A 26,904-nucleotide genomic window follows, 5' to 3' on the forward strand; every position below is an offset into this window, starting at 1 on the left:
CGGGCTCCCCCGGCCTGTCTAGCCTCCGTCTGTCCCTCCCCCGACCTGAAGGGAATCCGGTGTCCTTCGCCGTCTCCGCCCGTCGAGCAGTGCTTCCCGCCGCCGTCCTGGCCACCCTGGCCATCCCGGCCGCGCCCGCGCACGCGGCCTCCTTCTCCGTCACCGCTTCGGTGGAGACCGCCCCCGTCTCGCACAGCGGCGACGCCGCAGACGATCCGGCGATCTGGGTCCACCCCACGGATCCGGCCAAGTCCGTCGTCGTGGGCACCGACAAGAAGGGCGCACTGGAGGTCTACGACATGGCCGGTGCCCGGATCCAGCGGATCAGCGGCGACTACGGCAACAACGTCGACCTGCGCGGCAACATCGTCGTCACCGCCGACGACGAGGCCGCCGGCGGCAATGGCGCGATGCACATCTACCGCATCGACCCCGCGACCCGGCAGCTGAAGCGCCTGAAGGACGTGCCCACCGAGGTCACCGCCCACGGCATCTGCCTCTACACCTCCCCGGCCTCGGGGAAGCTGTACGCCTTCCCCAACTCGACCTCCGGCCGCGTCGAGCAGTGGGAACTCGCCGTCAGCGGCGACTCGGTGACCGCGACCTCCGTGCGCCTGTGGGACGCGGGCTCCGCCGTCGAGGGCTGCTACGCCGACGACACCACCGGCAAGCTCTATCTCGGCGAGGAGGACGTCGGCGTCTGGATCTACGGCGCCGAGCCCACCGCCGGAACCACCCGCACCAAGCTCGACTCCACCGGCTCCGCCGGTCACATCACCGCCGACACCGAGGGCATCACCGCCGCCGGCAACCGGATCTACGTCTCCTCGCAGGGCAGCAACGACTTCACCGTCTACGACCGAACCACCCACGCCTACCTGGGCCGCTTCTCCGTCGTGGGCGGCGCAGCGGCGGACGACTGCGAGGACACCGACGGCATCGACGCCTCGGCGGCCAACCTCGGCCCGGCCTTCCCGCAGGGCGTCTTCGTCTGCCAGGACGGCTCCAACGGCACCCCGGGCACCAGCGGCAACCAGAACTTCAAGTTCGTCCCGCTCCAGCGCATCACGGCGAACTTCGCCTGACCCCGGAACGCAGGGCGTGGCCGTGCCGCACGCCCTCCCGGAAGGCCGCCTCGTAGGCCTGGTCGCCCAGGGCTCGACGCGCCGTACGCTCGAACTCCTCCCGTATGGAGGCTAGTTCGGGCGTGCCGCGCTGCGGGTGGCCGACCGCCTGCCAGTAGGCGTGGCCCGTGCCGTACGCACGGGCCGCGCCGGCCCCGTCCCCGGTGGCCGCGCGGGCCGCCGCGAGCAGGTCGAGGCCCAGGGCCGTGCCGAAGCTGTCGCCCAGTTCGCGTTTGCCCTCCAGCATGGCGCGGGCGTGCACGGCGGACTCGGCGGGGCGGCCCTCGAAGAGGCAGATCAGGGCCAGTTGGTAGTCGGCGTAGGCCCGGGTCCAGTGTTCGCCCCGCTCGGCGCAGCCGGCGCGCAGCAGTTCCGCCTCCTCCCGGGCATCGGTGAAGAGTCCCGTTCCGGTGAGCGCGAAGACCCGTACGAGGTGGCAGCGGATCCGGGACGCCGAGTCGAAGGGCGTGCCGGGGAAGGCCTCCAGGGCGTTGTCGGAGACGATCCGCGCGGCCAGCGGCCGCCCGGCCAGCAGATGGCTCAGGCCCAGCAGGTACGCGGCGTCCAGCGCCGGGCCCCCGTTCCCGTCCGGGCCCTCGCCGAGCCCGGCGGCCAGGGCCTCGCAGCCGACGGCGATCCGGTGGGCCTGCTCCTGTTCCCCCTGGAGCAGGAGGGTCACTCCGAGGGCCCACAGGGCGCGCACCCGGACCCGCGCGTCCACCTCCTCGGGCCGCGCGACGGCGAGCGCCCGCTCCAAGTAGCCGCGTGCGGCGTGCAGGTGGCCGCAGCAGGCCCAGTAGAAGCCGGCCCGGGCGGCCAGGTCCAGGGCCCGCACCGGGGCGGTGGCGAGGTGGTGGTCGAGGGCCGCGCACAGGTCCGCGTGCACCGCTTCCACGCGCTGGTACCCGATCCGCTGGGCGGGCCCGAGCCAGTCCCGCTCGGCGGCGCGCACGAGCTCGGTGAAGTACCGGGCGTGCGCCTCGCGCAGGGCCGCGCGCTCCCCGGCCTCGTCGCGCCACATGGCCCCGTACTCCCGGATCGTGTCCAGCATCCGGTACGAGCCGTCCGCGCCCCGGCGTACGACGGACTTGGCGACCAGCGCGTCGAGCAGCGGCGGGACCTCCGCCCCGGTGAGCGGGGCGGCGGAGCAGACGGCGCGTGCGGCCTCCAGGTCGAAGGCTCCCCCGAACACGGACAGCCGCAGCCACAGCAGCCGTTCGCGCGGCGTGCACCACTCGTGGCTCCAGCCGATGGCGGTGCGCAGCGCGCCGTGGCGGTGCGGCAGGCCGGGGCCGGGTGCGGACAGCGGGCCGATCCGGCGGGTGAGCCGCACGGCCAGCTCCTCGACGGTGTGGTCGCTCAGCTGCGCGGCGGCCAGTTCCAGCGCGAGGGGGATCCCCTCGAGGCGGGCGCACACGGAGCGGGCCGCCGCGAGCCGGGCCTCGGTCCAGGGCGGAGCCTGCCCGGGGGCGGCAGCGGCGGCCCGCAGGGTGAACAGGGCGAGGGCCTCCTCGGCGCCGGACGGGTCCGGGGCGTGCGGCAACGGGCCGATGTCCAGGACCCGTTCGTCCGCGAGCCCGAGCGGCTGCCTGCTGGTGAGCAGCAGGACCAGGTGCGGGGCGGCGTCGAGCAGCTCCCGTACGAGGTCCCGTACGGCGGTCACCAGGTGCTCGCAGCAGTCCAGTACGAGGAGCAGCCGGCGCTCGCCGATCCACTGCCGCACGGCTGCGGCCGGGGTGCGGGCGGTGTGGTCGGCGAGGTCCAGGGCGTCGGCCACGGTGGCCACGAGGAGCCGCTCGTCGGGCAGCGGGGAGAGGTCGGCCCAGTGGACCCCGTCGGGAAAGGGGCCCGCCCCGCTGGCCCCTTCCCTGGCCAGGCGGGTCTTGCCGACACCGCCCGGCCCGGTCAGGGTGATCAGCCGATCCTCGCGCAAAGCCCGCTCGATCGAGGCCAGTTCGGCGCTCCGCCCCACGAAGGGGACCGAGCCCCCTGCCTCGTACCCGTCACCATGTCCCAGCACCCGCCCAGTGTGGCGCACGGGGCCCCGGGGGCTACGCCGCTCCGGGCTGCGGATGCACGGCTGCCCAGGGCACGTCGCAGCTGACGGCGCGCCCGTTGGCCCCGCAGCGGGTGTGGCAGAGCGTGCCCGTCTTGGTGACGGCCTCGACCTTCACGCCGTTGCCGTGGACGGCCAGGACGACCGTGCAGACGCCGGCAGGACAGCCGGCGACCGGTGCCGCGGCAAAGCCGGTCCAGTCGAAGTCGCCCCACTGGCCCGCCATATCGCGGGTGCGACGACCGAGGCAGGTCGACGACCAACCGGCGACGTCGGTTGCGAGGGGGTAGCCGGGGCTGTCGTAGGGGAGCTCCTTGCGCCGGTTGTGGCGCTGCGTGGTGCGGGAGTCGCTGTGGTCGGCCCGGCGCTGGACCTTGTCCGTGGTGCGCGACGAGGGGTGAGCAGCGGGCAGTGTTCCTCACGGGGCGCCTCAGGAGGTCACGCAGCCGCCAGACGAGGCGTTGGCGGAGCGGGGTGCTGCTTGCGTACGTGACACGGCCGGTGTGCTCGGCATCGGCTCCGGCCGTGGTGCCGGAGCCGAGCCGCCGGCCTTCACGCGGTAGCGTTGACCCGCGGCGATCTGGCGTTGGTACGGGTGGTCAGGAGTCGTCGTTGGCAGGGCCGTAGCGGAGTTCGCCCGCGACGGGGAGGAGGGAGCCGATGCGGCGGGATTCCGGCAGCTCGCCGCCCAGTGTTGCGGCGTCGCTGCATCCGGAGGTCTCGAATCCGATGAACCCGGCGCGGAAGGCCACGGCGCCATGGACCGCGGTGCCGATGGCAGCGAGCCAGTGGTCCAGAACCGGGGAGCGGTACGACTGCGGACGTTCGATGTCGAGGCCCGCTCCTTCCAGGGCCCCGATGGGCAGGTAGAAGTCCAGCCAGTCGACGGGGGTGTCGCCTTCCTCCCGGATCGTCATGCAGCCGCAGGCCACGATGTGCCCGGTCGGCAGCCGGACCTGCCCGAGCACGTGCCCGAACTCTGTCAGCGACTCGACGGTGCAGCCCACGGGGTCCTGCTCTTCGGGCGGACGCCGCATGTCGCCGTAGCAGCCCTGGACGTCGGCCGCGGACCACACAGCCGTCAATGCCCGCTGGAGCCTCCCGTCGTCACGGGGGCCCACCTCGATCGCCAGCTCGTAGTAGCCACCGTGCCACGTGGACTCGCCGAAGGTTCCCCGATCACCCATGACACGATCATGAAGGACCTGTACCGCAATCCGGTTCGAAGACCCGCCCCCGTCGCACAACCGAAGCTCCCTGGCCGCGGCCTACTGGCCCCCTGCCGCACTTGGGCCCGATTCCTTCTGTTCCCGCCCGGCCCGCAACCCGGATCATGACGAACACGGCACCGGCCACGGCGCCACGCACATGACGAACACGTTGGAGGGGGCCCCCGCATGGGACTCGGAGCGTTCACCGACTTCACCGGCACCTACGAAGTGGCCAGCAGCGAAGGATACGAGGAGGACCTCGAAGCGATCGGTTTCGGACCGGACGCCCGCAAGGACATGGCATCGCCCGAGCAGACCCTGACGGTCACACAGGAGGGCGACCACTACACCCTCAAGACCACCGACCCCGCCCGCACCATCGTCTCGCAGTTCACCCTCGGCCAGGAATTCGTCGAGAGCCCCTACGGCGACCCGGTCAAAGGAATAGCCCGCCGCGACGGGAACTGCATCATCCTCCAGCAACGGAACACCGCCGCGAAGCTCGACAACACGGTCGTGTTCGAAGCCGACGAGGAAGGCTTCGACGTGCACTTCACCGGCCCCGGCAACACCGTCGCCAAACGACGCTACAAGCGCCGCACCTGACAGTCGGCCAGCCTGGCCGACACCCGATGAGGAGGTCCTTGTGGTGATCAGGCTGGGTCAGTCTCAGCTTCGGCCGAGGAACTCGCCGACTCCACTGAGCCGAGTGCTCAGGTGTTGTTGTGTGACCCGGCAGTCGAGGCGCACGTCTAGGGCTCCGAGGAGCCGGGTGTCCGCCCGGCGGCCGGCAGGCAGCAGCGAGTGGTCGAGGCCGTCACGCCGCGCGGCGAGCACACCGAGCTCGTATCGGATGATGGCCTCGGATCCGGCGACCTGGCTGTTGCCAGGAGCCGCTCAGGTCGGTGTCCAGGGTGCATCGAGAATCGAACGGTCGGGTCCCGTTCCTCTGTGGGTCATGCGGGGTCGAAGGCGAAGCATGCGACCTCGTCGGCGCAACTGACGAGGAATCCCTGGTCTGTCGCTGCCGCGGCTTCCGGCGGGCCCTTCAGGTGGCAGCAGGCGAGCCCGTGTCCGGTGGCCACGTCCCAGACGATGGCGGTTGTGATCGGCGCTGGGGGAGACAGCCAGCGGGGCGCCAGCCCGGTCAGTGATGGTGGCGACGTCCTTGAGCGCGGTGTCGTGGCCGATGAGTAAGTGCAGTTACCAGGCCCTCCGCCAGCCGGGGTCCGAACTCCTCCGCCTTCAAGGCCGCTGCCCGCGCGGGATCAACCCCGCGGACGTGGTTGAAGACCCCGTGCACCATCACGACCTGCGCCATGATTCGCCTCCTCCCCGGACCGGCACCCCCGCCGGTCACGAACGCTCCTGCCTACCGCCTCCGGCCGGACTGACAGGTCCGGCGGCCTCTTCCATGGCCGGCACTGCGCCGGCGGACCGACCGGCCTCGGGCCGACACCCCGACGAGGAGATCGCCGAGGACGGGAGCGGGGGTGGGACCCGGGGGCCGGAGGCGTGCAGCCCCGGGGCCTTGGGGGCCAACCGGGCCCTCGCGGCGGGCGGCGTCAGCGTACGTGGAGGCCGAAGCTCGTGCGGCCCGGGGGCTCCAGGCCCGGCTTCAGGTGGAGGGAGGGGATCTCGTAGTCGCCGAAGTTCTGCCGCCGGAAGGCGATGGGCTCGGTCGACTCCAGGGTGAGGAGGCGTTCCTGCCAGGCCTTCGCGGCGTCCGCGTAGTCCTCCGGGCTCATCCGGTCGGTGCCGTACAGCACGAACGGCGGGAGCGGCTCGAGGCCCGGGTAGTAGAGGATGCCGTGGTGGATCGGGAACAGCAGGTCCTCGATGGGGCCGTTGATCCCGCGCGCGGCGTAGTGCGACTCCGGACCGCCGGCGGTCACCGACAGCAACGCCCTGCGGCCCGCGAGGGTGCCTTCGCCGAAGCGCTCCCCGTACTTCGTGTCGCTGTGCTCCCCGACGCCGTACGCGAATCGGTAGGTGAACACCCGGTCCACCCACCCCTTGAGGATCGCGGGCATCGAGTACCACCACAGCGGGAACTGGAGGATGACCGTGTCGGCCCACAGCAGCTTCTCCTGCTCGGCGAGCACGTCCGGGGTGAGCGCCCCGGCCTCGAAGGCCCGGCCCGAGTCCAGGGCCACCTTCAGCGGGCTCGACGCGTGGGGGCCGTAGTCCCCGGCGTCCGCGGCCGCCTTCCATTTCATCGCGTACAGATCACTCACCCGCACCTCGTGCCCGGCGCCCTCCAGCGTGTTCACCGCCAGGTCCTTCAGTGAGCCGTTGAGCGAGTCGGGCTCGGGGTGGGCGTGGACGATCAGCGTCTTCACGGGAACTCCCTCGGGATCTTGGAATCTCGGGATCGGATGCTTCGATCCTGGCGGCCGCGGCGCCCCGTGTTCAGGGGCGCGCCTTCCGTCGGACCGGGGTTCCTGGTACTGGCAGGGCCACCTTCGCGCGCGCCGCCGCGGCGATACTGGGCCCATGGACGATCTCGCGGGCTTCCTGCGGACCCGGCGCGCACGGGTCGACCCGGCGACCGCCGCCATCCCCACCGACAGCCGCCGCCGGGTCGCGGGCCTGCGCCGCGAGGAGGTCGCGCACCTGTCGGGCGTCAGCGTCGACTACTACGTGCGCCTGGAGCAGGGCCGCGCGACCCAGCCCTCCGAGCAGGTCCTCGACGCACTGGCCCGCGTGCTCGGCCTCGACGAGACCGAGCGGGAACACCTCTACCGGCTCTCCCGGCAGCGCCGCCGCCGGGCCAAGGCGCCCGGCGGGAGGATCCGCCCGGAGGTGCTGCGCGTCCTCGAACTCGTCGTCGGAGCACCCGCGCTGATCATGGATCACCGCCTGGACGTCCTCGCCGGGAACCGTCTGGCCGGGCTCCTCTTCGGCCGGCCGCTGCCGGGGCTGAACATCGCCCGGCACCTCTTTCTGGAGGAGGGCGAGCACGGCCTCTACGCGGACTGGGAGCAGTGCACCCTCGACGTGGTCGGGCATCTGCGCCTGTCGGCCGGCAAGTACCCCGAGGACCCCGGGCTGGCCCCGCTCATCGGCGAACTGGCCATGGGCAGCGAGCGGTTCCGCCGCCTGTGGGCCCGCGCGGACGTGCGCGCCCGCACCCACGGCCGCAAGGCGTACCGCCACCCGCTGGTCGGCCCGCTGGACCTGCATCAGGAGAACTTCGCGCTGCCGGGCGAATCCGGCATGGAGCTGCTGGTCCTGTCCGCCGCCCCCGGCACCCCCGCCGAGGACGGACTGCGCCTGCTCGCGGGCCTGGGCGCGGACGGCGCCGGCAGCGCCCACGACGCCGACGGCGCGGAGGCTCGTACCGCGGCGAACGACCCGGAACGCGTACAGGGCTAGACGGTCCAGGCCCGGACCGGACCGGCCGGCTACGGCGCGAGGACGTCCAGTTCCTCCAGCGCGCCCGTGGCGATCTGCCGGGTCAGCGCTTCCGCGCCGGCCGCGTCGCCCTCGCGCACGGCCTCGGCCACCCGTACGTGCAGGGTGACGGCCGCCGGGTCGGGGTCGTGGAACATCACCGCGTGCCGGGTGCGTCCGGCCAGGACCTCGGCGACCACGTCGCCGAGCCGCGCGAACATCTCGTTGCCGGAGGCGTTGAGCACCACCCGGTGGAAGGCGATGTCGTGGTGGAGGTACCCGTCGAGCTGGTGGCCGCGCGAGGTGCGGACCATGCCCAGGGCCGCCTCGGTGAGTTCGGCGCACTGCTCCGGGGTGGCCCGGACCGCCGCGAGGCCGGCCGCGACCGGTTCGATGGCCGAGCGCAGCACGGTGAGGGAGCGCAACTGCCGTGGGCGGTCCGTCCCGGCGAGGCGCCAGCGGATGACGCGCGGGTCGTAGACGTTCCACTCCCCGGTGGGACGGACGGTGACGCCGACCCGGCGGCGGGACTCCACCAGCTGCATCGATTCCAGTACGCGGACCACTTCGCGGACCACGGTCCGCGAGGCGCCGAAGCGCTCCGCGATCTCGTCGGTGCGCAGCACGCTGCCGGGCGGGTGCTCCCCCGCCGTGATCGCCAGACCGAGTGTGTCCAGTACGCGGGAGTGGAGCCCCTGGCCGCCCGGCCCGTCCAGCCCGTCCGGTCCGCCCGGCCCTTCAGTGGTCATGGCGTAAGCGTACGGTGACCCCCGGAGGGATAAAAGATGTGATGTTTTACCGTCGACCTCTTGAATAAGTACTACGTAATCGGCTTCAGTGGTGCCCAGGCCGCACGAGCACGGGCCGATGTCGACGAGGACAGCGAAACGAGGTGCGCGATGACGCGCGTCATTGTGGTGATGGGCGTGGCCGGGACGGGAAAGACGACCGTGGGCCGGCTGCTCGCCGACGCGCTCGCCCTCCACTACGCGGAGGGCGACGCCTTCCACCCGGCGGCCAACGTCGCCAAGATGTCCGCCGGCGTCCCGCTGGAGGACGCGGACCGCTGGCCCTGGCTGGACTCGATCGGCGAGTGGATGCGCAACCGGGCCCGGATCGGCGGCGGGGTCATCGCCGCCTCCTCCCTCAAGCGGGCCTACCGGGACCGGCTCCGGGCCATCGCGCCGGACACCGTCTTCGTCCACCTCACCGGCGACCGGCCGCTGATCGAGGAGCGCATGGCCGCGCGCAAGGGGCATTTCATGCCCACCACCCTGCTGGAATCGCAGTTCGCCACCCTGGAGCCGCTCCAGCCGGACGAACTCGGCGTCCTCGTCGACGTGTGCGGCTCCCCGGAGGAGATCACCGCCCGGGCCCTGACCGCCCTGCGCCGCCTCCCCGCACCGGTCGCCTCCCCTCACCGGTCGCCTGACCACACCGGACGCCTGACCACACCGGACGCCTGACCACACCGGACGCCTGACCACACCGGTCGCCTGACCGCCCCCAGAACGAAGGATCCGTCACCGTGACCACCAGTCTCAGCGTCGAGACTCTGGCAGCGGCCGCCACCGAGCCGATCACCTCGGCCGGCAACACCCAGCTGGGCATAGCCGTCCTCGCGGGCATCGCCGTCATCGTCCTGCTCATCACCCGCCTCAAGCTGCACGCCTTCCTGGCGCTGACGCTCGGCTCGCTCGCCCTCGGCGTGTTCGCCGGCGCCCCCCTGGCCAAGACCGTCTCCAGCTTCACCGGCGGTCTCGGCTCCACCGTCGCGGGCGTCGGCGTCCTCATCGCGCTCGGTGCCATCCTCGGGAAGCTGCTCGCCGACTCGGGCGGCGCGGACCAGATCGTGGACACCATCCTGGCCCGCGCCAAGGGCCGGGCCATGCCGTGGGCGATGGTGCTGATCGCCTCGGTGATCGGCCTCCCGCTCTTCTTCGAGGTCGGCATCGTGCTGCTGATCCCGGTGGTCCTGCTGGTGGCCAAGCGGGGCAACTACTCGCTCATGCGGATCGGCATCCCCGCGCTGGCCGGCCTGTCCGTGATGCACGGGCTGATCCCGCCGCACCCCGGCCCGCTGGTCGCCATCGACGCGCTCCACGCCAACCTCGGCCTCACCCTCGCGCTCGGCGTGCTCGTGGCCGTCCCGACCGTCGTCATCGCGGGGCCGGTGTTCTCCCGGTACGCGGCCCGGTGGGTGGACATCCCGGCGCCCGAGCACATGGTCCCGCAGCGGCCCTCGGAGGAACTGGAGCGCCGGCCGGGCTTCGGGGCCACGGTCTTCACCGTGCTGCTGCCGGTGGCCCTGATGCTGATGAAGGCCCTGGTCGACATCGTGGTCAACGACCCGGCCAACGGCGTCCAAAGGGTCACCGACGTGGCGGGTTCCCCCCTGATCGCGCTGCTCGCCGCCGTACTCGTGGGCATGTTCACCCTCGGCCGCGCGGCCGGCTTCACCCGGGCCCGGCTGTCCGTGACCGTGGAGAAGTCGCTGGCCCCGATCGCGGGAATCCTGCTGATCGTGGGTGCGGGCGGCGGCTTCAAGGCGACGCTGATCGACGTGGGCGTCGGGCAGATGATCATGGACCTGTCCGAGAACTGGGCGATACCGACCCTGCTGCTGGCCTGGCTCATCGCCGTGGCCATCCGCCTCGCGACGGGCTCGGCCACGGTCGCCACCATCTCCGCGGCCGGCCTCGTCGCCCCGCTCGCAGCCGGCATGCCGTCCCCGGAGACCGCCCTGCTGGTCCTCGCCATCGGGGCGGGCTCGCTGTTCTTCAGCCACGTCAACGACGCCGGGTTCTGGCTGGTCAAGGAGTACTTCGGCATGACGGTCGGCCAGACCCTCAAGACCTGGTCGGTGATGGAGACCATCATCTCGGTGGTCGGCCTGGGCTTCGTCCTGCTGCTGTCGCTGGTCCTCTGACCCCTCGCCTGCTCCCACCAGCCGGTCTGCGGATCCACCCGGTCGGCCCGTCAGCCCGTCCGCCGGCGCCTGCCCCGCGCCCCCGCCCGGGGCCCGGGGCGCGCCAGTTGGGCCGCCGCCAGGTCGAGGCCGCCCGCCGCAGTGGCGCACCGGTCGGCCAGGGAGGCGACCTCGGCGCGGAAGGCGTCGCCGCCCGGGCCCTGCCAGCGCAGGTCTCCGGCGGCGCGGCGGAGCCGCTCGGCGTGCGAACGCAGGGCGGCCGAGTGGGCGCGCAGTCCCTCGGGCGGGGCAGGGGCCGGACAGGGCTCGTCCCGGGGTGCGGGCCCGGCGGCGCCGGTCACTGGGGCCGCCCCGGAACGTAGACGTCGGGGTGGCCGGGCAGCCGCACGAGGTGGCTGCCCGTGACCCGGCCCCCGAAGGCGGCGAGGGCCGCCGCCGGCCCGGGCTCGGGTCCGGAACCCACCCAGGTGACCCGGTAGACCGAGGTGAACTCCCGGCTCGCGGCCAGCCGTCCGGCCGTCCGGGCACCCGGACCGTGGCCGAGCAGGGCCAGTTCGGTCCCGGACGGCACGAGGCGGCGTACGGTCGCGGCCACATGGCGTACGTGCGCGGCCGCCGGCTCCTCGTACGGCCTCTCGTACGGCCTCTCGCGCGGATCGTTGTACGGGTTTTCGTACGGCTCCTCGTACGGGTCGTCGGCGCGGCCGGACCGCGCCGGTGGGCCCGCGAGTTGGAGCACGCACCGCTCGACCCCGTCCGGGCCGGCGACCTGCTGGAGCAGGACCGCGCCCGGGGCCCCGCCGATCCGGTCGGCGTTGCCCCGGAACCCGGCCGGGGTGCCGGTGGTGTCCAGCTCGGCCAGGAGGCGGCTCCCCGGCTCGGAGCAGGCGGGTCCGCGGTCGAAGAAGGCCCGCAGGGCGGCGCCGATCCCGAGGAGGGGGTCGGCGGCATCGGCCCGGCCGGTGGCGATCTGCCAGCCGGCGTGGTCGTTGAAGGGGTTGTCGTCGGTCAGCGCGTTCCAGGCCAGGATGTCGGCGAAGGAGGGGTTCAGCAGGGTGAAGGCGGGCCCTTCGCCGCGTCGGCGCACGAGCTCGCGGAACGCCCGGGCGGCGTCCGCCTGCCGGCCCTCCTCCACCGCGAGGAACACCGCGGCGGCAGCCGGGTCGGCCGTGCGGGCCGGATTACGGGTGCCCTCGGCCAGGATCCGGCCCCTGAGGCCGCACACCGCGAGGCTGACGGCCAGGTTCTCCCGGCCGGTGAGGACCCCGGCGAGCCACCCGGCCCGCGCCACGCCCCGGCCCCTGGCGGCCCAGCCGAGCCCCCGCGGGTCGGTGAGGGTGCGCAGCAGGGTGCGCCAGGCCGCGCGGCGGCGGCTGCCGAGGCCCAGGGCGGTGACCGGCAGCCGGGAGCCGAGGGCCAGCCGGGAGGCGTAGCGGGCGGCTTCGCCGACGGCGTCGGCCGCCTCGGCCAGTTCCCGGCACAGGGCGCCCAGTTGGTCGGCGTCCGGGTCGGTGGGCGCGGAGGTCGCTGAGGTCCCGGGGGTCGCGGCGTCGGACATGGATTCCTCGTCGGGTCGGATGAGCGTCGGGCAGGATCGGCGTCGGGTCGGCGTCGAATCAAATGCAGGTCAACTCACCTGCGGGGCACGTCACATACGGGGCAACTCACATGCGGCTCAACGGCGGGCCAGCCGCAGGCGGATGCCCTGCGGGTCCAGGGACTCGGGAAGCGGGCCGAGGGGGTCGAGCAGGGGGCGGACGGACCGGACCCGGTGTCCGCGCAGGATCTCCGCGCAGAGCGCGGCGGTGACCAGCAGTCCCAGCTGTTCGCCGGGGCAGCGTCCGCCGGCATGGCTGAACGGGGCCATCCGGACGTCTAGGTCCGCTTCGCGCGAGGCCCACCGGCCCGGGACGAAGACGTGCGCGGCGGGCACGTGCTCGGGGTCGCGCTGGTGGAACAGCACGGGCAGCACCACGCGGGTCCCGGCGGGGTGGCGCACGCCCCGCCATTCGGTCTCGGCCCGGGTGATCCGTATCAGGTCGGGCACCGCCGGATACAGCCGCAGCGATTCCCGGACGCAGGCCCGCAGCCGGGGCAGGGCTCCCTGGGCGCTGCCCCGCGCGCATCCGGCGGCCCGGGCCTCGGCGGCGACGGCGTCCTGTTCGGCCGGGTGCGCGCCGAGCAGCAGCAGGGTGCGCAGCAGGATGCCGGGGACGAGGTCGAAGGCCGCCAGCCACTGGCGGACCTGCCCGACCGGGTCCGGTCCGGAGAAGGGTTCCGCGTGGCGGCGGGCCCGCCCGATGAGGGTGTGCGGCTCCGCGAGGTCGGCGTACGCGGCGATCCGCGCGCCGGCCTTGTCGGGCGAACGCCCCGGCCGGCGGCCGAGTTCCGTGTCCCCGGCGGCCGCGTCGCCGAGGACGATGCGCCGGGCCGCGCGGGCCACGGAGTGCCGGACGCGGGCGAGTTCGAGGGAACCTCCGGCCGTCAGGCGCCGGGCCTCGTCGGTGAGGACCGAGAGGAACGCCCCGCACGAGGGGTGCACCGTCAGCCCCGCGGCGAGCACGGAGTCGTCGAGCGCCCGCCGCTCGGCGCGGGGCCCGGCGTGGGCGCAGCCGTCCGTTCCCGCGGCGGGACGGCCGGGTGCGCCGACGGGTTCCGCGTAGAACTGCCGGATGTCCCGCGGGTCGAGGATGAGCAGGACGCTGCCGCTCAGCCCCCGTACGAGCAGGGGCGCCCCGCCGTGCCGGTCGCGCAGGGCCCGCAGGGTGGCGGCGGACCAGCGGGGCCGGTCCGGTCCCGCGTGCCCGCGCGCCGCCGGGGGGCGGGCGTTCACGAAGCCCCGTACCAGGGCGGGCAGGGTGTGGGCGGCGGCGAACCGGGCGTGCTCGCCGCGCCCCGCCCGCGCCGTCATGCGGGGGCCTCCGCGGCCGGGGCCGGTGGCTTGCACGCAGCGCGGGCGGTCTCGTGGGCCGTACGCATCCGTGTACCTCCGCGCAGCCTGGACTCGACGGTCGGTGATCTCGCGCTCACCGTACGTCGACCGTCCCGGGTCCGCGCTCCGAGGACCGCGCGGGGGCACCGGGCGGGACGGCGCTCCCCGGTTCGGACCGGGGCCCGGACGGCTCAGCGGCCGGGGTCCAGGTCGACGAGCAGCGCGGCGACCTCCGGACCGGCGGCGAGGTACTCCGTGAAGGTCTCGTTGTGCAGGGCCCAGGGGGAGCGTCCGAGGCGGACGAGGCCGATGGCGGCGGCCGGCGCCAGGCCGCCGTCGACCAGGCACTGGGCCACGACCAGCCCGGAGCGGTTGTAACCGGAATGGCAGCGCACCAGGATCCGCCGTCCGGAGTCGAGCGAAGCGCGGGCGGCTCGGGCGAGGCGGAGGACCGTACGCAGCTGCGCGCCCGTGAGCGGGGCGTCGGGCATCTCGCCGACCAGGTGTTCCACCTGCGGGTCGGGGCCGTGGCCCGGGCGGGTGAAGAGGCTGATGACGAGGTCGAACTCGCCTCCGACGACGACCGGCCGCAGCTCCCCCGCCGGGTCGGTCCAGAAGTGGCCGCCCATCCACAGGCCGGGGGTGATCTCGTCCCAGGGACTCTGCGGACCGGGCACGTCACGGTCCTTCTGGCGGGTCTTCTTCATCGGACACCGAAGATACAACGGGGCTGCGTGACAACGGAGTTCAGGCGAAGGCCGCCTCGCGGAAGGCGGTACGGAGCCGGGCCGACGGGCTGGTGGGGAGGAGGGCCGCCCAGCGCCGCCCGCGCGGGGAGACCCACACCGTCGGCCCCTCGCCGTGGGACCAGGCTCCGTGCGCGGCGGGCTGCCACAGAAGGCCGCGGGCGGGCAGGAGTTCGCCGGTGCGGATGCGGAGCGACTGGGCCGTCCAGGCCCGGCTGACGGGGCCGCCGCCCGCCGGGGCCAGGAGGTGGCTCAGGAACCGGCCGAGGTCGGCGGCGGGCGCGTACAGGGTGCCGTCGGCGGCGAAGCCCGTACGGGTCATGCCGAGCGGGCCCCAGATCCGGTCGGCGGCGACCCCGGCGAGGGGCCCGCCGCACAGCCGCTCGGCGAGCCCGACGAGCGCGGGCGACGCCCCGGAGCCGTGGGTGAGCAGCTGGTGCGCGGTGGTCCCGGCGGGCAGCCCGCCGCCCGCCCCGTAGACGGAGAGCGGAGTGTGCAGGGCCAGCTCCCCCGCGTCCACGAGCACCCCGATGACGGGCCAGACGGCCAGCACCCCGACCAGCCCGCCCGCATCGGCAGCGCCGGTCTGGCCGCCGGGTCCGGCCCCGGCCCCGGCCTCGACCACCGCGTACGGCCCCTCGGGGCCTCCGATCGCCCAGCTGGCCCCCGGGTCCGCGTCCCGTAGCAGGGCCCCGATCCGGTCGGCACAGCCGTCCGGCGTGTGCTGCGTGAGCGGCTCGGGCCGCTCGGCCTGCTCGGCCCGGTCGCTCTGGAGCGTCATGGTCAGCCACGGTACGGCGCCCGCCGCGGCCGGCCCCGCGCGTCGCGCGCTCCGGCCGCGGCGGGCCACCCGAATGCCCGGTCGGGCCAGGTCAGGCCCGGGCCGGCGCGGCCACCCCCTCCGGACCCTCCGCCCCCTCCGCCGGAGGCTCCCGCTCTGCGCGGATGCCCGTGACGACCACGGTGATCAGGCAGAACGCGATGAGGATCTCCGCCCAGAGGAAGGCGAGGTAGTCCAGCAGGCAGCCGATCGGCGGCGTGCCCGGGGCGGTGTTGCGGAAGGCGGCCAGGGCGAACAGGGTGGCGGCCATCCAGCCGAGGGCGGGCCAGGTGAGCCCCTTGCGGCGGGTGACGAGGTACCAGCCGCCGATCAGGACGGACACGGCGAGCGCCCACATCGCGATCATCATGAACACCGCGAAGACGAGCACGCTGTTGGAGCGGGCCAGCCCGATGTCGAGGACGGTGGCGCCGTCGTTCGCCGTCGAGGCCTCCACCGTGGACGCGAACAGCACGTAGTTGTTGGAGAACAGGACCCGTACCGGAACCTTCTCCTGGCCCAGTACGGCCGCGAACTCCACGTCCGCCCCGTAGGCGTCGAACGGGTAGTCCGTGATCGAGCCGCCCGTCAGGGCCACCGGCACGTCCAGGGTGGAGATGCGCTGGTGGGCCTTGAAGGTCAGGTCCCCGCGGGTGGCCGTCGAGGTCTGGAGGGTGAGGTCGTCGGCCGGTGCGATCCCGCCGGCCTCGGCCAGCGCCCCGCGGGGCGTGACCAGGACCCGCAGCACCAGTTCGCGCCCGGCGGCGTCGACGCGCTGGATCGTCGCCTCGACGTCCACCCGGTCCGGATCGGCCCGCCCCGCGGTGTGGACGGTGTCCTGGGCCTGGCGCTCACCGAACTGCAGCCAGGCCCCCACGCCGACCGCCGCCGCGATCGCGAGCAGGAGCAGGCCCGGGAGCAGCGGGAAGCGCCGCCCGGACGGGCGCCGTCGTACTGCGCTCACGCGGCGGGCTTGCCGGGCTCGTCGTGGGTCGCGCAGTGGATGCCGCCGCCGCCCGAGGCGATGGTGTCGATCGAGAGGGGCACGATGTCGCGCTTGGGGAAGTGCTCCTGGAGGATCGCGCGGGCCCGGTCGTCGGCCTGGCGGTCCCCGAACTTCGGCATGAAGACGGAGTCGTTGGCGATGTAGAAGTTGGCGTAGGTCGACACGAAGTCGTCGCCCTCGCCCGTGATCCTGTCCAGGTCGGGCTGCGGCAGGTCGATGATCTCGAACTTCCGGCCGCGGGCGTCCGTCGCCTTCGAGAGCACCGACTTCGCCTGGTCGGCGGAGCGGGACCAGGAGTCCTTCGGGGTGTTCGGGTGGGCGCGGTCCAGCAGGACGACACCGGGCGCGACGAACCGTACGAGGCTGTCCACGTGGGCGTCGGTGATGTCCTCGCCCCGTACGCCGGCCAGCCAGACCACCTTCTCGACGCCCAGGCTCTGCTTGAGCTCGGCCTCGATCGTGTCCCGGCTCTTGCCGCGGTTGCGGTTGTCGTTGACGATCGAGCTCTCGGTGATCAGCAGGGTGCCCTCGCCGTCGGTCTCGAAGGAGCCTCCCTCGGCCACCAGCGGAGCCTGGACCCGGGGGATCCCGTACTTCGGGAGCAGGAGGCGGCCGACCTGGGCGTCGTTCTTGTGCTCCTGCTTGTTGCCCCAGCCGTTGAAGTTGAAGTCGACGCCGATGACCTTGCCCTCCTCCTCGACGAAGACGGGGACGGTGTCGCGCACCCAGAAGTCGTCCACGGCCAGCGGGATCACCTCGACCTCGTTGCCGCAGGCCTTCTGCGCCGCGTCCACCTGCTCGGGCCGGGCCATCATGACGACCGCCTCGTAGCCCCCGACCGCGCGGGCGATCCGCGCGATGTCCTCGCGCACGTACTTCAGGTCCTCCATCCAGACCGCGTCCAGGGCGGGCCAGGCCATGAAGGTGCGGGTGTGGCTCTCCCACTCGGCGCCGAACCGGCGCTTGGGACCGGCGGCCGGGGCGGGCTGGGAGGTGCCGGGGGCGGCGTTGGCCTTCGGGGCGCTCTGCGAGGGGCCGCAGGCGGCGGCTCCGAAGGCGAGGGCGCCGAGGCCGGCGAAGGTGCGGAGGGCGGTCCGGCGCGTGGGGGGCAGGTGGGACACGGGAGGGCTCCGATCAAGGGCTGGCAGGACGAGCGCATCCGGCCGGGAAGGGCGCGGGAGGCACGGCACGGGCCGACCGTCCCGGGCCCCTGTGACAAGGGTGCGCCCTCCGTCCGCGAAGGGCCGTCACGCCGGGCGGGCGGTGCGGGCACGTGTCGCCCACTCTGGCACTGACTGAAAATTCAGTCAATTCATGGCACGATGCGCGCAGGCCCCTGCCGCATCTCGCCTCGCATCGTTGAAAGAGCCACCGCATGTCCGAGCAGCATTCCGGCGCACAGCCGGCCCGTACGGCACTGTCCGCAGACGATCCGCACGAGATCGGCGGCTACCGCCTGCACGCCCGGCTCGGCTCCGGCGGCATGGGCGTGGTCTACCTGGCCCATACGCCCGGCGGCCGCCCCATCGCGCTGAAGGCCGTCCGCCGGGAGCTCGCCTCCGATCCCGAGTTCCGGCGGCGGTTCGCCCAGGAGGTGGCCAGCGCGCAGCGGATCCACGGCCTCTTCACGGCCCAGGTGATCGACTCCGGGGTCGAGGACCCCACACCGTGGCTCGCCACCGCGTACGTGTCCGGCCCCTCGCTCCACGAGGCCGTACGGCGGCACGGGCCGCTCCCGGCCCGCACGGTGCTGCTGCTCCTCGCGGGCATAGCGGAGGCGCTCCAGGCCATCCACGGGGCGGGCGTGGTCCACCGCGACCTGAAGCCGGCCAACGTCCTGCTCGCGGAGGACGGCCCCCGGGTGATCGACTTCGGCATCGCGCGGGCGGCCGACGCCTCCGCGCTCACCGGTACGGGGCTGCGGATCGGCACGGCGGCGTTCATGGCGCCGGAGCAGGCGCTCGGCCGTCCGGCGACGCCGGCCACCGACGTCTTCGCGCTGGGGACGCTGGCCGCGTACGTCGCGTGCGGGATCGCACCCTTCGGGAACGGGCCCGAGTCCAGCGCCCTGTACCGGGTCGTCCACGAGCATCCCGACCTCACTCAGGTGCCCCACGAGCTGTACGGCCTCGTCTCGTGGTGCCTGGCGAAGCAGCCCGAGGAGCGTCCGCGGCCGGCCGAGCTGATCGCCTCGGTCCGGGCGCACCCCCTGGTGTGCGGGCAGCCGGAGTTCACCGAAGGCTGGCTGCCGCGGCCCGTCAGGGAGGAGCTGGGGGGCGTGGGCGTGGGCGTGGGCGTCGGCGTCGGGGGCGACACCGCCTGGCCGGCCCCGCCGCCGTTCCAGGCCACCAGGACGGCCACCGCACACCCCGGCCCGGCGCTCGCCGCCCCGCCCTCCCCCGGGCCGGGCACGCACCCCGGAACCCGGCCCGGCGGCAGGACACCCGTACCGGCCCGGGCGCCGGGACCGGCACAGACACCCATGCCGGGCCAGACACCGATACCGGCCCAGACACCGCCCCCCGCGCCCTACCCCGCCCCAGCGCCCGGGCCCGCATCCGGGTCCGCGCCGGAGTCCATCCCTGGGCCCGGGTCCGCGTATGGGCCCGCATCCGGGTCCGCGCCGGGGTCCGCCCCCGGGCCGGGTCGCGGCAGGACCGGCCGCGGCCGCCGGCTTCCGGTGCTGCCCGCCCTCCTGGCGGCCTGCGCGCTGCTGGCCACCGCCGGAGCCGTGTACTACCTGGACGCCCCCGCGGACGGCGGCCCCGCGACCGCTCCCTCCGGCCCCCCGGCCTCCGCACCCGCCACGGCCCCGACCGCGCCCACCACCCCGCCCGACGCGGCCGCCTCGTACCTCCCCGGCTATGCGAAGGCCGAGCTCACCGCCCCCGACTCCGGATACGAGTTCGACCTGAAGGCCGGGAAGGTGGCGCCCGTGGAGACGGCCGCCTGGTACCTGGCGCGCGACGGCCAGGCCCTGGTTCCCTCCGAGGAGTCGGACTCCTTCGTGTCCGACTCCGGGGAGCTGACGGTGGCCGCCTGCCTCCACGGCATCGAAACCCGCCCGGCCGCCGCCCTGCCCCTCTCCGCACTCGCGAAGGCCCGCCCGTTCTGCGTCCGCAGCCCGGACCGGAGCGAGATCGCGATCGTGAGGCTGGTCGAGGCAGCCCCGGACGAGGACTCCGCCACGATCCTGGTGGACCAGTACCGCCGGAACTGACGCCCCGGCACGCCGAAGGGCGGGGCGCCCGCAGGCACCCCGCCCGTCGTGCTGCCGCCGGGGGTCAGTTCTTGTCGGGGCGGTCCGTTACGCGGAGGGAGTTCAGCAGGGGTTTGCCGAAGCCGGTGTGGGTGACGAAGCGGACGTTCAGGGTGCCGTCCGTGACCGTGACCGTGTAGGTGCGGGTCAGGGCCGTGTACGGGCCCGCCTCCAGGGAGATGTCCAGGGAGGGCAGCACCTGCGTGCCTTCCGCCAGGACGTCGAAGACGCGCTTGTTCGGCTTCGTGGAGGAGAGCTCGGCGAAGCCGAGTTCCACGGTGTAGGTGCCGTTGGGGACGTTGTCGAAGCGGTATTCGTACATGCCCTCACGGGCGTTGCGGAAGAGCTTCTGGTCCTGCGTGCCCGCGATCGTACGGCTGGTGGACGGCGACGAGGCGTTGCCCTGGTAGCCGTACGAGCCCGTCGTGTACTTGCGGTCCGGGGACCAGCCGTCGCCCAGCGAGTCGGTGCTCGCGCTCGTGGAGCCGGCGTCCAGGGCGACCTGGTAGCGCGGGACGACGAGCTTGACGGGGACGCTGAGGACCGGGGTCCGGCCGCTGGCCGAGGTGATCCTCAGGTCGGCCGTGAGGACGGTGCCCGGGGCCAGGCCCGTGGTGTCCACCGCCAGGGCGAGCGAGGCCCGGCCGCCCGTGGGGAGGTCCCCCGAGCCCGGGGTCACCGTCAGCCAGGCCGCTTCCTCGGCCGCCGTGAAGGCCGTACCGAGACCGGGGTTGGCGAGGTCGAGGGTCCGCGTCCGCTTCTGGCCGGGCGGCAGGACGATCTCCACCGCCTGCTTCGCCGGGGTCACCTTGCCGGTGCGCAGGGACCGGGTCACCTGGGTGACGTCGGCCGCCTTGACGTCCACGGTGGCCGTCACCGGCTCGTACTGGGCTGCGGTCAGCGCGAGTTCGCGCGCTCCCGAGGGGCTCTGGACCACGTATCCGCCGTCGGCCGCCGTGGTGGCGGAGACCGCGGTGGCGCCCGTGCCGACCGTCACGGTGGCTCCGGCGACGCCGTTGCCGTCGTTCGCGTCGAGCACCCGGCCCGCGACGACCCCGCTCTTGGTGGTGCGGAAGGAGACGGACAGGCCGTCGGTGATCACGGGCGTGTTGAAGGAGTACCGGTAGGCGTCGGTGCCGGTGGCGTTCTCCACGCCGACGGTGGCGGTGGAGCCGCCCTTGATGCCGGTGCCGCCGGTCCCCTTGTAGGAGTAGCGGACGGTGCCGTCCTCGCCGATCGCCGCCGAGAAGGAGAACTTGTCGGACTGGGCCGACCAGTGCGAGACCTGGCGCCACTCGATCACGTAACTGCGGTGCGGCGCGGTGCCGGTGACCGCGGTGAAGACGCCGGACCCGCTGCCGGCGGCGCCGACGACCAGGTCGTCCCAGAACGGGTAGAGCGCCGCGTTGGGCGTGGCCGCGCTCGGGATGTCCCCGTTGATGTCGCCGGTGTTGTTGCCGCCGAGGCTGATGGTGCCGTTCGTGCCGATCCAGGCCTGCCCGTACGTCTTTCCGTACAGCGGCAGCGGGAAGGGCAGGTCGACGCGCTCGGTGGTGTTGTCGCCGGTCAGGGCGAGCTGGCGGTCGCCCGGCTGGTACGGGGTGTCGTTCGAGGCCGCGCAGGCGTAGCCGTAGGTGTCGGTGCGTTCGGGGAGGTTCACCGCGACGGTGGCGTCCCCGGCCAGGGTGACCTTGGCCGTGCCGCCGGTGAGGCAGCGCGAGGAGTGGGTGGCGTTCACGTCGTAGGTGCCGTGCGGCAGGGTGACCTCGAAGCGGCCCTGGGCGTCGGTGGTCGCGGTCACCGGGGTGTCCGCGACGCTCACGGCGGCGCCGGCCACGGGGCCCGCGGGCGAGGAGACGGTGCCGGTGAGCTTCCCGGAGGCCGCCTGGACGAGGTCGATGTCGCCCGTGGCGGTGGCGTTCTCGGTCACCGACACGGTCGCGCCCTGCTGTCCGTAGCCGAACTTCGAGGCGGTCAGCGCGTAGTCGCCCACGGACAGGGCGGTGAAGCGGTACGTGCCGTCGGCCGCGGTGGTCGTCGTACGGTCGATCGGGCCGTCGGCGACGATCTGCACGCCGGCGACGGGCTGCCCGCCGGAGCGGACGGTGCCGGCGAGCGCGCCGATGGCTCCGCGCGGGGCGGCGGTGACGGCGGCGAGGACGTCGAGCTTGCCCTCGCCGAAGACGTTGTTGTCGGCGGCGGTGCCGCCGCACTGGCTGCTGTCGGTGTCCAGGGCGGTGCCGTCCAGCAGGGCAGAGGTCTGGGCGATGTCGCCTTCGAGGGCGGGCGCGGCGGACCAGAGCAGGGCCACGGCCGCGGCGGTGTGGGGCGAGGCCATGGAGGTGCCGGAGAAGGAGGCGTAGCCGCCGGGGACGGAGGAGCGCACGTTCACCCCGGGGGCCGCGATGTTCGGCTTGAGGATCCCGCCGGGGCCCGCGCCGCGCGAGGAGAACGAGGCGATCGCGCCGTTGATGTCGAAGGCGCCGGAGCTGTAGGAGGCGGCGTAGTCGCCGGGCGAGCCGCTGGTGGTGCAGCCCGGGCCGGAGTTGCCGTTGGAGAAGGCCGGGAAGATGCCGGCGGCCCGCCAGGTGTCGACGATCTGCTGGTACCAGCTGTCCCCGCCGGGGCCGCCCCAGGAGTTGTTGACGATGTGCGGGGCCAGGTCGGGTCGCGGGTTCTGGCCGTTCAGGTCGGTCGGGGCGACGATCCACTGGCCGGCGGCGAGCAGGGAGGCCTCGGAGCAGGAGGTGGTCTCGCAGCCCTTGGCGGCGATCCACTTCGCGCCCGGGGCGACGCCGATCCTGTTGGCGCCTCCGTCGTCGCCGACCATGGTGCCCATGGTGTGGGTGCCGTGGTCGTTGTTGTCGCAGGGGGCCGCGGTGGAGCAGACCCCGGCCGGGTCGAACCAGTTGTAGTTGTGGTCGTAGGTCCCGTCGGCGGCCCTGCCGCGGTACTGGTTGGCCACGGCCGGGTGGGTGTGGTCCACGCCGCTGTCGATGTTGGCGACGACGATGCCCTCGCCGCGCACGCCGAGCTGGTCCCAGACCTGCGGCGCCTTGATCCGGTCGATGTTCCACTCGACGGCGTCGGCCACGGCCTTCTCGCGCGTGCCTTCCGCGGGCTTCGGCAGGTCCACCTTGTCGTCGGCGTCGATCCGGGAGACCTCGGGGCGCTGGGCCAGGGCCCCGGCGAGCTTCTCGGTGCCGACGACGCGGACCGCGTTCACGATCCAGTACGAGGTGTACTCGGCCTTCGCGCCGTCGAGGGCTTTGATCACCTCGGTCTGGCTGCGCTCGGCATGGTCCTTCTTCAGCCGCAGGACCGTTTCGGCCTTGGCGGTCCGGCTCTGCTGCCCGGCCGCGGCGGTGAGGTCGGCGGCGCTGTCGAGGTAGACCCAGAAGACGGCCTTGGCCGAATCGTCGAGCTGGGCCCGCAGACTCGGCTCGATCTTGCGCTCGGCCGCGCCGGGGGTGGGCCCGGGTTCCGGTGCGGCGGCGGCGACCCCCGCGCCGACGGGCAGGAGCAGGGCCGCCGCGAAGGCGGTCAGTGCGGCCCGTACGGGTCGTAATCGCGAGCGTGTGCGTGCTGGTGCGGTGCCTCGGCTGTCGCGTTGTGCCACGTGTGGTCTCCTCGTACGCCGTGTGCAGGTCGTGCGGAAAGGGTGTGCGTGACGTGCGCGGGCCATGGTGCGGGAGATGTCATGCACCGTACAAGAGGGCCTATTGAGCCGTACCGCCGCCGCCGGGTGGCTGTTCCCGGCCGTGCGGGCCAGCCTGGGGGGATGACGGATCCGCTCTCCCCGCCGAACTCCCCCGGGGTGCGGCTGGGGACCGCGCAGGGCCGGTGGATCGTGCTGACCACCGTGCTCGGGTCCGCCATGGCGCTGCTCGACTCGACCGTGGTCAATGTGGCCCTCCCCGCCATCGGCCGGGACCTCGGCGCCGATCTGGCGGTGCTCCAGTGGACGGTCAACGCCTATCTGCTGACCCTCGCGGGCCTGATCCTGGTCGGCGGAGCCCTCGGCGACCGGTTCGGGCGGCGCCGGATCTTCGTGCTCGGGGTGGTGTGGTTCGCGGTCGGCTCCCTGCTGTGCGGGATCGCGCCGAACGCCGGGGTGCTCATCGCGGCCCGCGCCCTGCAGGGCATCGGCGGGGCGCTGCTGACGCCCGGTTCCCTCGCGCTGATCCAGGGCTCGGTCCACCCCGACGACCGGGCCCGCGCGGTGGGCCTGTGGTCGGGGTTCGGCGGGGTGGGCGCCGCCGTGGGGCCGTTCCTGGGCGGCTGGCTGGTGGACGGGCCGGGCTGGCGCTGGGTGTTCCTGCTGAACGTGCCGGTGGCCGCGCTCTGCGTGCCGGTCGCGCTGCGGCACGTACCGGAATCGCGGGATCCGGCGGCGCACGGGCGGTTCGACGTGGCCGGGGCGGTCCTCGGCGCGGCCTCGCTCGCACTGCTGACCTACGCGCTCATCGAGGCCCGGTCGGGCACCGCGCTCGTGGCGGGCGCCGCCGTGGGCGGTGTGCTGCTGGCCGGGGTCTTCGTGGCGGTCGAGCGGCGGCGGACCGATCCGATGGTGCCGCCGGACATCTTCTCCTCGCGCCAGTTCACCGCCGTCAACCTGGTCACCCTGTGCGTGTACGCGGCCTTCGGCGGCTTCTTCTTCCTCGTCGTGCTCCAGCTCCAGGTGGTGTCCGGGTACTCCGCCCTCGGCGCCGGGGCCGCCCTGCTGCCCACCACGGCCCTGATGCTGCTCCTGTCGGCCCGGTCGGCGCAGCTCGGGGAGCGGATCGGCCCGCGGATCCCGCTGACCGCGGGGCCGCTGCTGTGCGCGGCGGGGATGCTGCTGATGCTGCGGGTGGGCCCGCAGGCCTCCTACGTACGGGACGTGCTGCCGGCACTGCTCGTGATGGGCCTGGGCATGGCGGCCCTGGTGGCTCCGCTGACGGCGACCGTCCTGTCCTCGGTGGACCCCGGCCGGGCGGGCCTGGCCAGCGGCATCAACAACGCGGCCGCGCGCGCCGCCGGGCTCCTCGCGGTGGCCGCGCTGCCGCTGCTGGCCGGGATGGGACCGGACGCGTACCTCTCGGCCGGGGCCTTCGACGCGGCCTTCGGGCGGGCGATGCTCTGGTGCGCGGGGGTGCTGGTGGCCGGGGCCGCCCTGGCCTGGGCCACCGTACGCTCCCCCGTGACCGGGGCCTGTCATCCGCAGTGCCGTACGAACTGCGCGGTGACCGCTCCGCCGCTCGAACCTCCGGGAGCGGCGGAGCGGTGATCAACCGATGCCTACCAGCGGCTCGGCGCCGGCGGCGGCACCACCGGCGGACGGTCGTCGCAGGTGATGGTGTTGGGCAGTTCCCAGCCGGCGAACCACGGGCCGGTCGTACCGCCGCCGTCGTTCCCTCCGCGGTCGACGAGGGTGAACTCCGATCCGGTGGCGGGGAAGTTGAAGGAGCCGCAGTTGTTGACGCCGACGGCCCCGACGTTCCGGGCGTCGACGTTCTCGAAGCTCGCCGAGCCGGCCACCCGGGCGCTGACCACGGAGGTGCCCGTGCCGTCGACCCGGACGTCCTTGAAGTGGACGTTCTCGATGCGGACCTTGTCCTTCACCGGCCAGTCGCTGACCAGCATGATCGCGTTGTAGGTGCTGTCCAGGAAGGAGTTGCCGGTGACCTGGATGTCTGCCTGGTCGATGCTGCGGTCCAGGGCGTAGAACCAGATCGCGCCGAGCCCGATGTTCCAGTTCAGCTCGTACGTTCCGGCGCGCACGGTGGTGTTGCCGTCGATCCGCAGGCCGCCGGTGAAGGGTTCGGCTCCGAAGCGGGAGCCGACGTGCAGGGCGCTGCCCTCGCGGACCGGGTCGGCGACGAGGTTGGAGCTGACGGTGGTGTCGGCGCCTCCGTAGATCGCGATGCCGTTGGCCAGGGTGGGGCTCTGCACGGTGTTGTGGTCGAAGGTGTTGCGGGCGTTCGTGGTCTTCTCCGCCCACATGGCGAGGCCGTCGTCGCCGGTGTTGCGGACGAAGTTGTCCTGGACGAGGGAGTCGGTCACCCCGGTGTGGAAGTTCAGACCGTCGGCGATCTGGTCGGTGATGACGTTGCGGGTGACCTTCACGTTGCTCATCGGGCCGTCGAACCAGAGGCCGACCTTGGTGTGGTGGATGTAGAGGGAGTCGATGGTGGAGTCGCTCATCGCGCCGCCGACCCCGTTGACCTGGTCGGTGTCCACGCGTTCGCGGACGTCTCCCTCGATGGCGAAGCGGGAGAGGTGGACGTCCCGGCTGCCGCCGTCCGCGGCCTCCTTGCCGTAGAAGCCGACCCCCTTGCCCTTGACGGTGGTGTACCAGCTGCCCGCGCCGGTGATGGTGACTCCGTCCACGATGATGTGGCGGTTGACCTGGTAGGTGCCCGGCGGCAGGTAGACCGGGAGCCGGTGGCGCTTGGCGAAGGCGATGGCCCGGTCGATGGCGTCGGCGGAGTCCCGGCGGCCCGTCGGATCGGCGCCGAAGAGGAGCGCGTTGGCGGCGGCCGCCTCCACGTGCGGGGCGCCGACGCGCTGCGAGTCGAGCAGGTCGATCACCGTCCAGGCGGCCGGGCTGCCGGCCGGGACGGTGAGCCGGACGGTGTCGCCCGCCCGGTGGGTGCGGCCCAGGAGCAGGCGCTGCTCGTCGTACATGTGGGTGGGCCGGAAGGGCTTGGTGATGACCGGGGCCGGGGTGGTGGCGGCCGGGACGCAGCCGCACTCGGTGATCCACCAGTCGGGGTGCAGGAGGTCTGCCTGGGGGTCGTTGGTGAAGGGGTACTGGTTGTACAGCCAGGAGTACTGCGAGGTCAGCGTCATGGAGCGGCGGTTCTTGCCGTTGACGGTGACGTCGAGCGGGGCGGTGATCCCGCCGCCGCCCGGGGCGTCGGGGAGGCTGTAGCGGACGGTGACGGCATCGGCCGCCGCGGGCAGGGTGAACTCCACGTACTGGCCCGGCGTCAGCTTCACCGCCTTGCGGCCGGAGGCCTCGGAGGGCAGCGAGTAGGCGGTGCGGTCGGGGCCGATGAGCGTGCCGGTGGTGGTGGCGTTCTCCGCCTCCTGCTCGGCGAAGTCCACCCGGGCGCCGCGACCCTCGGCCAGTGCGGGGTCGAGGGCGGCGCGGGTGACGGCCGCGGGCGCCGCGGGGCCCGGGGCGGCGGGCCGGGCCTCGGCCGCGCCGGCGCTCAGGGCGCCGAAGCCGAGGGCGGACGCGGTGAGCGCCGCCAGGACGGCGGCGGCCCGTGCGGGGACGGCTCGTGCGGGGACGGCTCTTCTGCTCGCTGGGCCGGCGGCTGCGGCTGCGGCCCGGCGTGCGGCTCTTCTTGGGGGCATGGCCCGGACAGTAGGACTCCGCACACAAACACAGCAAGGGTCGTGCAGGATTCTTCTCCATCCTGTCGAGTTTTTCCA

The 26,904-nt window shown here is 73.7% G+C and carries 21 protein-coding genes; 7 read left to right on the forward strand and 14 right to left on the reverse strand.

From position 1 onward, the window contains the following. Positions 1 to 59: 59 nt before the first annotated feature. Positions 60 to 1,085, forward strand: a complete 1,026-nt coding sequence (locus NLX94_RS00280) for a phytase (protein ID WP_254380441.1) — start codon at positions 60 to 62, stop codon at positions 1,083 to 1,085. Here the strand turns inward: NLX94_RS00280 and NLX94_RS00285 are convergent. The 3 genes from NLX94_RS00285 to NLX94_RS00295 all read right to left on the reverse strand — a co-directional run bounded on the left by NLX94_RS00285 (position 1,066) and on the right by NLX94_RS00295 (position 4,367). Further along, a complete protein-coding gene (locus tag NLX94_RS00285) occupies positions 1,066 to 3,144 on the reverse strand; it encodes an NB-ARC domain-containing protein (protein WP_254380442.1) in 2,079 nt (692 codons plus the stop codon). The genes NLX94_RS00280 and NLX94_RS00285 overlap by 20 nt on opposite strands. A gap of 31 nt (positions 3,145 to 3,175) precedes the next feature. Further along, positions 3,176 to 3,406 carry a hypothetical protein gene (locus NLX94_RS00290; RefSeq protein WP_254380443.1) on the reverse strand — a complete coding sequence of 77 codons (231 nt, stop codon included), beginning with the start codon at positions 3,404 to 3,406 and terminating at the stop codon, positions 3,176 to 3,178. A gap of 373 nt (positions 3,407 to 3,779) precedes the next feature. Continuing rightward, complete coding sequence (locus tag NLX94_RS00295; protein WP_254380444.1) at positions 3,780 to 4,367, reverse strand: hypothetical protein; 588 nt, start codon at positions 4,365 to 4,367, stop codon at positions 3,780 to 3,782. Between the two features lie 210 nt (positions 4,368 to 4,577). Between NLX94_RS00295 and NLX94_RS00300 the strand changes: the two genes are divergently transcribed. Further along, entirely contained in the window at positions 4,578 to 4,997 is a 420-nt protein-coding gene (locus NLX94_RS00300) for a lipocalin/fatty-acid binding family protein (protein ID WP_254380445.1), read from the forward strand. Between the two features lie 959 nt (positions 4,998 to 5,956). Here NLX94_RS00300 and NLX94_RS00310 read toward each other — a convergent pair. Then, entirely contained in the window at positions 5,957 to 6,733 is a 777-nt protein-coding gene (locus NLX94_RS00310) for an NAD(P)H-dependent oxidoreductase (RefSeq protein WP_254380446.1), read from the reverse strand. A 154-nt stretch (positions 6,734 to 6,887) separates the two neighbouring features. Here NLX94_RS00310 and NLX94_RS00315 point away from each other — a divergent pair, with 154 nt between their 5' ends. After that, entirely contained in the window at positions 6,888 to 7,769 is an 882-nt protein-coding gene (locus NLX94_RS00315; protein WP_254380448.1) for a helix-turn-helix transcriptional regulator, read from the forward strand. A 29-nt stretch (positions 7,770 to 7,798) separates the two neighbouring features. Here the strand turns inward: NLX94_RS00315 and NLX94_RS00320 are convergent, their stop codons facing one another. Further along, positions 7,799 to 8,536 carry a FadR/GntR family transcriptional regulator gene (locus tag NLX94_RS00320; protein WP_254380449.1) on the reverse strand — a complete coding sequence of 246 codons (738 nt, stop codon included), beginning with the start codon at positions 8,534 to 8,536 and terminating at the stop codon, positions 7,799 to 7,801. 150 nt (positions 8,537 to 8,686) lie between these two features. On the opposite strand from NLX94_RS00320, the gene NLX94_RS00325 reads away from it, so the two are divergent. After that, a complete protein-coding gene (locus NLX94_RS00325; protein WP_254380451.1) occupies positions 8,687 to 9,253 on the forward strand; it encodes a gluconokinase in 567 nt (188 codons plus the stop codon). A 62-nt stretch (positions 9,254 to 9,315) separates the two neighbouring features. Next, positions 9,316 to 10,716, forward strand: a complete 1,401-nt coding sequence (locus NLX94_RS00330) for a gluconate:H+ symporter (protein WP_254380452.1) — start codon at positions 9,316 to 9,318, stop codon at positions 10,714 to 10,716. A 50-nt stretch (positions 10,717 to 10,766) separates the two neighbouring features. Here NLX94_RS00330 and NLX94_RS00335 read toward each other — a convergent pair whose 3' ends face one another. From NLX94_RS00335 to NLX94_RS00365, 7 genes are all read right to left on the reverse strand, one after another. Continuing rightward, complete coding sequence (locus NLX94_RS00335) at positions 10,767 to 11,057, reverse strand: hypothetical protein (protein ID WP_254380453.1); 291 nt, start codon at positions 11,055 to 11,057, stop codon at positions 10,767 to 10,769. After that, positions 11,054 to 12,274, reverse strand: a complete 1,221-nt coding sequence (locus NLX94_RS00340) for a hypothetical protein (protein ID WP_254380454.1) — start codon at positions 12,272 to 12,274, stop codon at positions 11,054 to 11,056. The genes NLX94_RS00335 and NLX94_RS00340 overlap by 4 nt, the downstream gene beginning before the upstream one ends. Before the next feature lie 117 nt (positions 12,275 to 12,391). Continuing rightward, positions 12,392 to 13,627: a cytochrome P450 gene (locus tag NLX94_RS00345; protein WP_254380455.1), complete on the reverse strand. Its 1,236-nt coding sequence runs from the start codon at positions 13,625 to 13,627 to the stop codon at positions 12,392 to 12,394. A 212-nt stretch (positions 13,628 to 13,839) separates the two neighbouring features. Next, on the reverse strand, positions 13,840 to 14,355 hold the full coding sequence (locus NLX94_RS00350; RefSeq protein ID WP_254380456.1) for a protein phosphatase: 516 nt from the start codon (positions 14,353 to 14,355) through the stop codon (positions 13,840 to 13,842). A gap of 40 nt (positions 14,356 to 14,395) precedes the next feature. Beyond that, positions 14,396 to 15,175: a hypothetical protein gene (locus tag NLX94_RS00355; protein WP_254380457.1), complete on the reverse strand. Its 780-nt coding sequence runs from the start codon at positions 15,173 to 15,175 to the stop codon at positions 14,396 to 14,398. Between the two features lie 91 nt (positions 15,176 to 15,266). Continuing rightward, positions 15,267 to 16,178 carry a DUF4436 family protein gene (locus NLX94_RS00360; RefSeq protein ID WP_254380458.1) on the reverse strand — a complete coding sequence of 304 codons (912 nt, stop codon included), beginning with the start codon at positions 16,176 to 16,178 and terminating at the stop codon, positions 15,267 to 15,269. After that, positions 16,175 to 17,341 (reverse strand): agmatine deiminase family protein, encoded by a 1,167-nt coding sequence (locus tag NLX94_RS00365; protein ID WP_254380459.1) that lies wholly within the window; start codon positions 17,339 to 17,341, stop codon positions 16,175 to 16,177. The genes NLX94_RS00360 and NLX94_RS00365 overlap by 4 nt, the downstream gene beginning before the upstream one ends. Positions 17,342 to 17,595: 254 nt before the next feature. On the opposite strand from NLX94_RS00365, the gene NLX94_RS00370 reads away from it, so the two are divergent. Next, positions 17,596 to 19,440 carry a serine/threonine-protein kinase gene (locus NLX94_RS00370; protein ID WP_254380460.1) on the forward strand — a complete coding sequence of 615 codons (1,845 nt, stop codon included), beginning with the start codon at positions 17,596 to 17,598 and terminating at the stop codon, positions 19,438 to 19,440. A 64-nt stretch (positions 19,441 to 19,504) separates the two neighbouring features. On the opposite strand, the gene NLX94_RS00375 is transcribed toward NLX94_RS00370, so the two are convergent. After that, positions 19,505 to 23,098 (reverse strand): S8 family serine peptidase, encoded by a 3,594-nt coding sequence (locus NLX94_RS00375; protein ID WP_254380461.1) that lies wholly within the window; start codon positions 23,096 to 23,098, stop codon positions 19,505 to 19,507. 162 nt (positions 23,099 to 23,260) lie between these two features. On the opposite strand from NLX94_RS00375, the gene NLX94_RS00380 reads away from it, so the two are divergent. Then, on the forward strand, positions 23,261 to 24,748 hold the full coding sequence (locus tag NLX94_RS00380) for an MFS transporter (protein WP_254380463.1): 1,488 nt from the start codon (positions 23,261 to 23,263) through the stop codon (positions 24,746 to 24,748). Positions 24,749 to 24,759: 11 nt separating this feature from the next. On the opposite strand, the gene NLX94_RS00385 is transcribed toward NLX94_RS00380, so the two are convergent. Beyond that, entirely contained in the window at positions 24,760 to 26,826 is a 2,067-nt protein-coding gene (locus NLX94_RS00385; protein ID WP_254380465.1) for a glycosyl hydrolase family 28-related protein, read from the reverse strand. Between the last annotated feature and the right edge of the window lie 78 nt (positions 26,827 to 26,904).

The sequence above is a fragment of the Streptomyces sp. TBY4 genome (genome assembly GCF_024213195.1).
Lineage (GTDB): Bacteria > Actinomycetota > Actinomycetes > Streptomycetales > Streptomycetaceae > Streptomyces.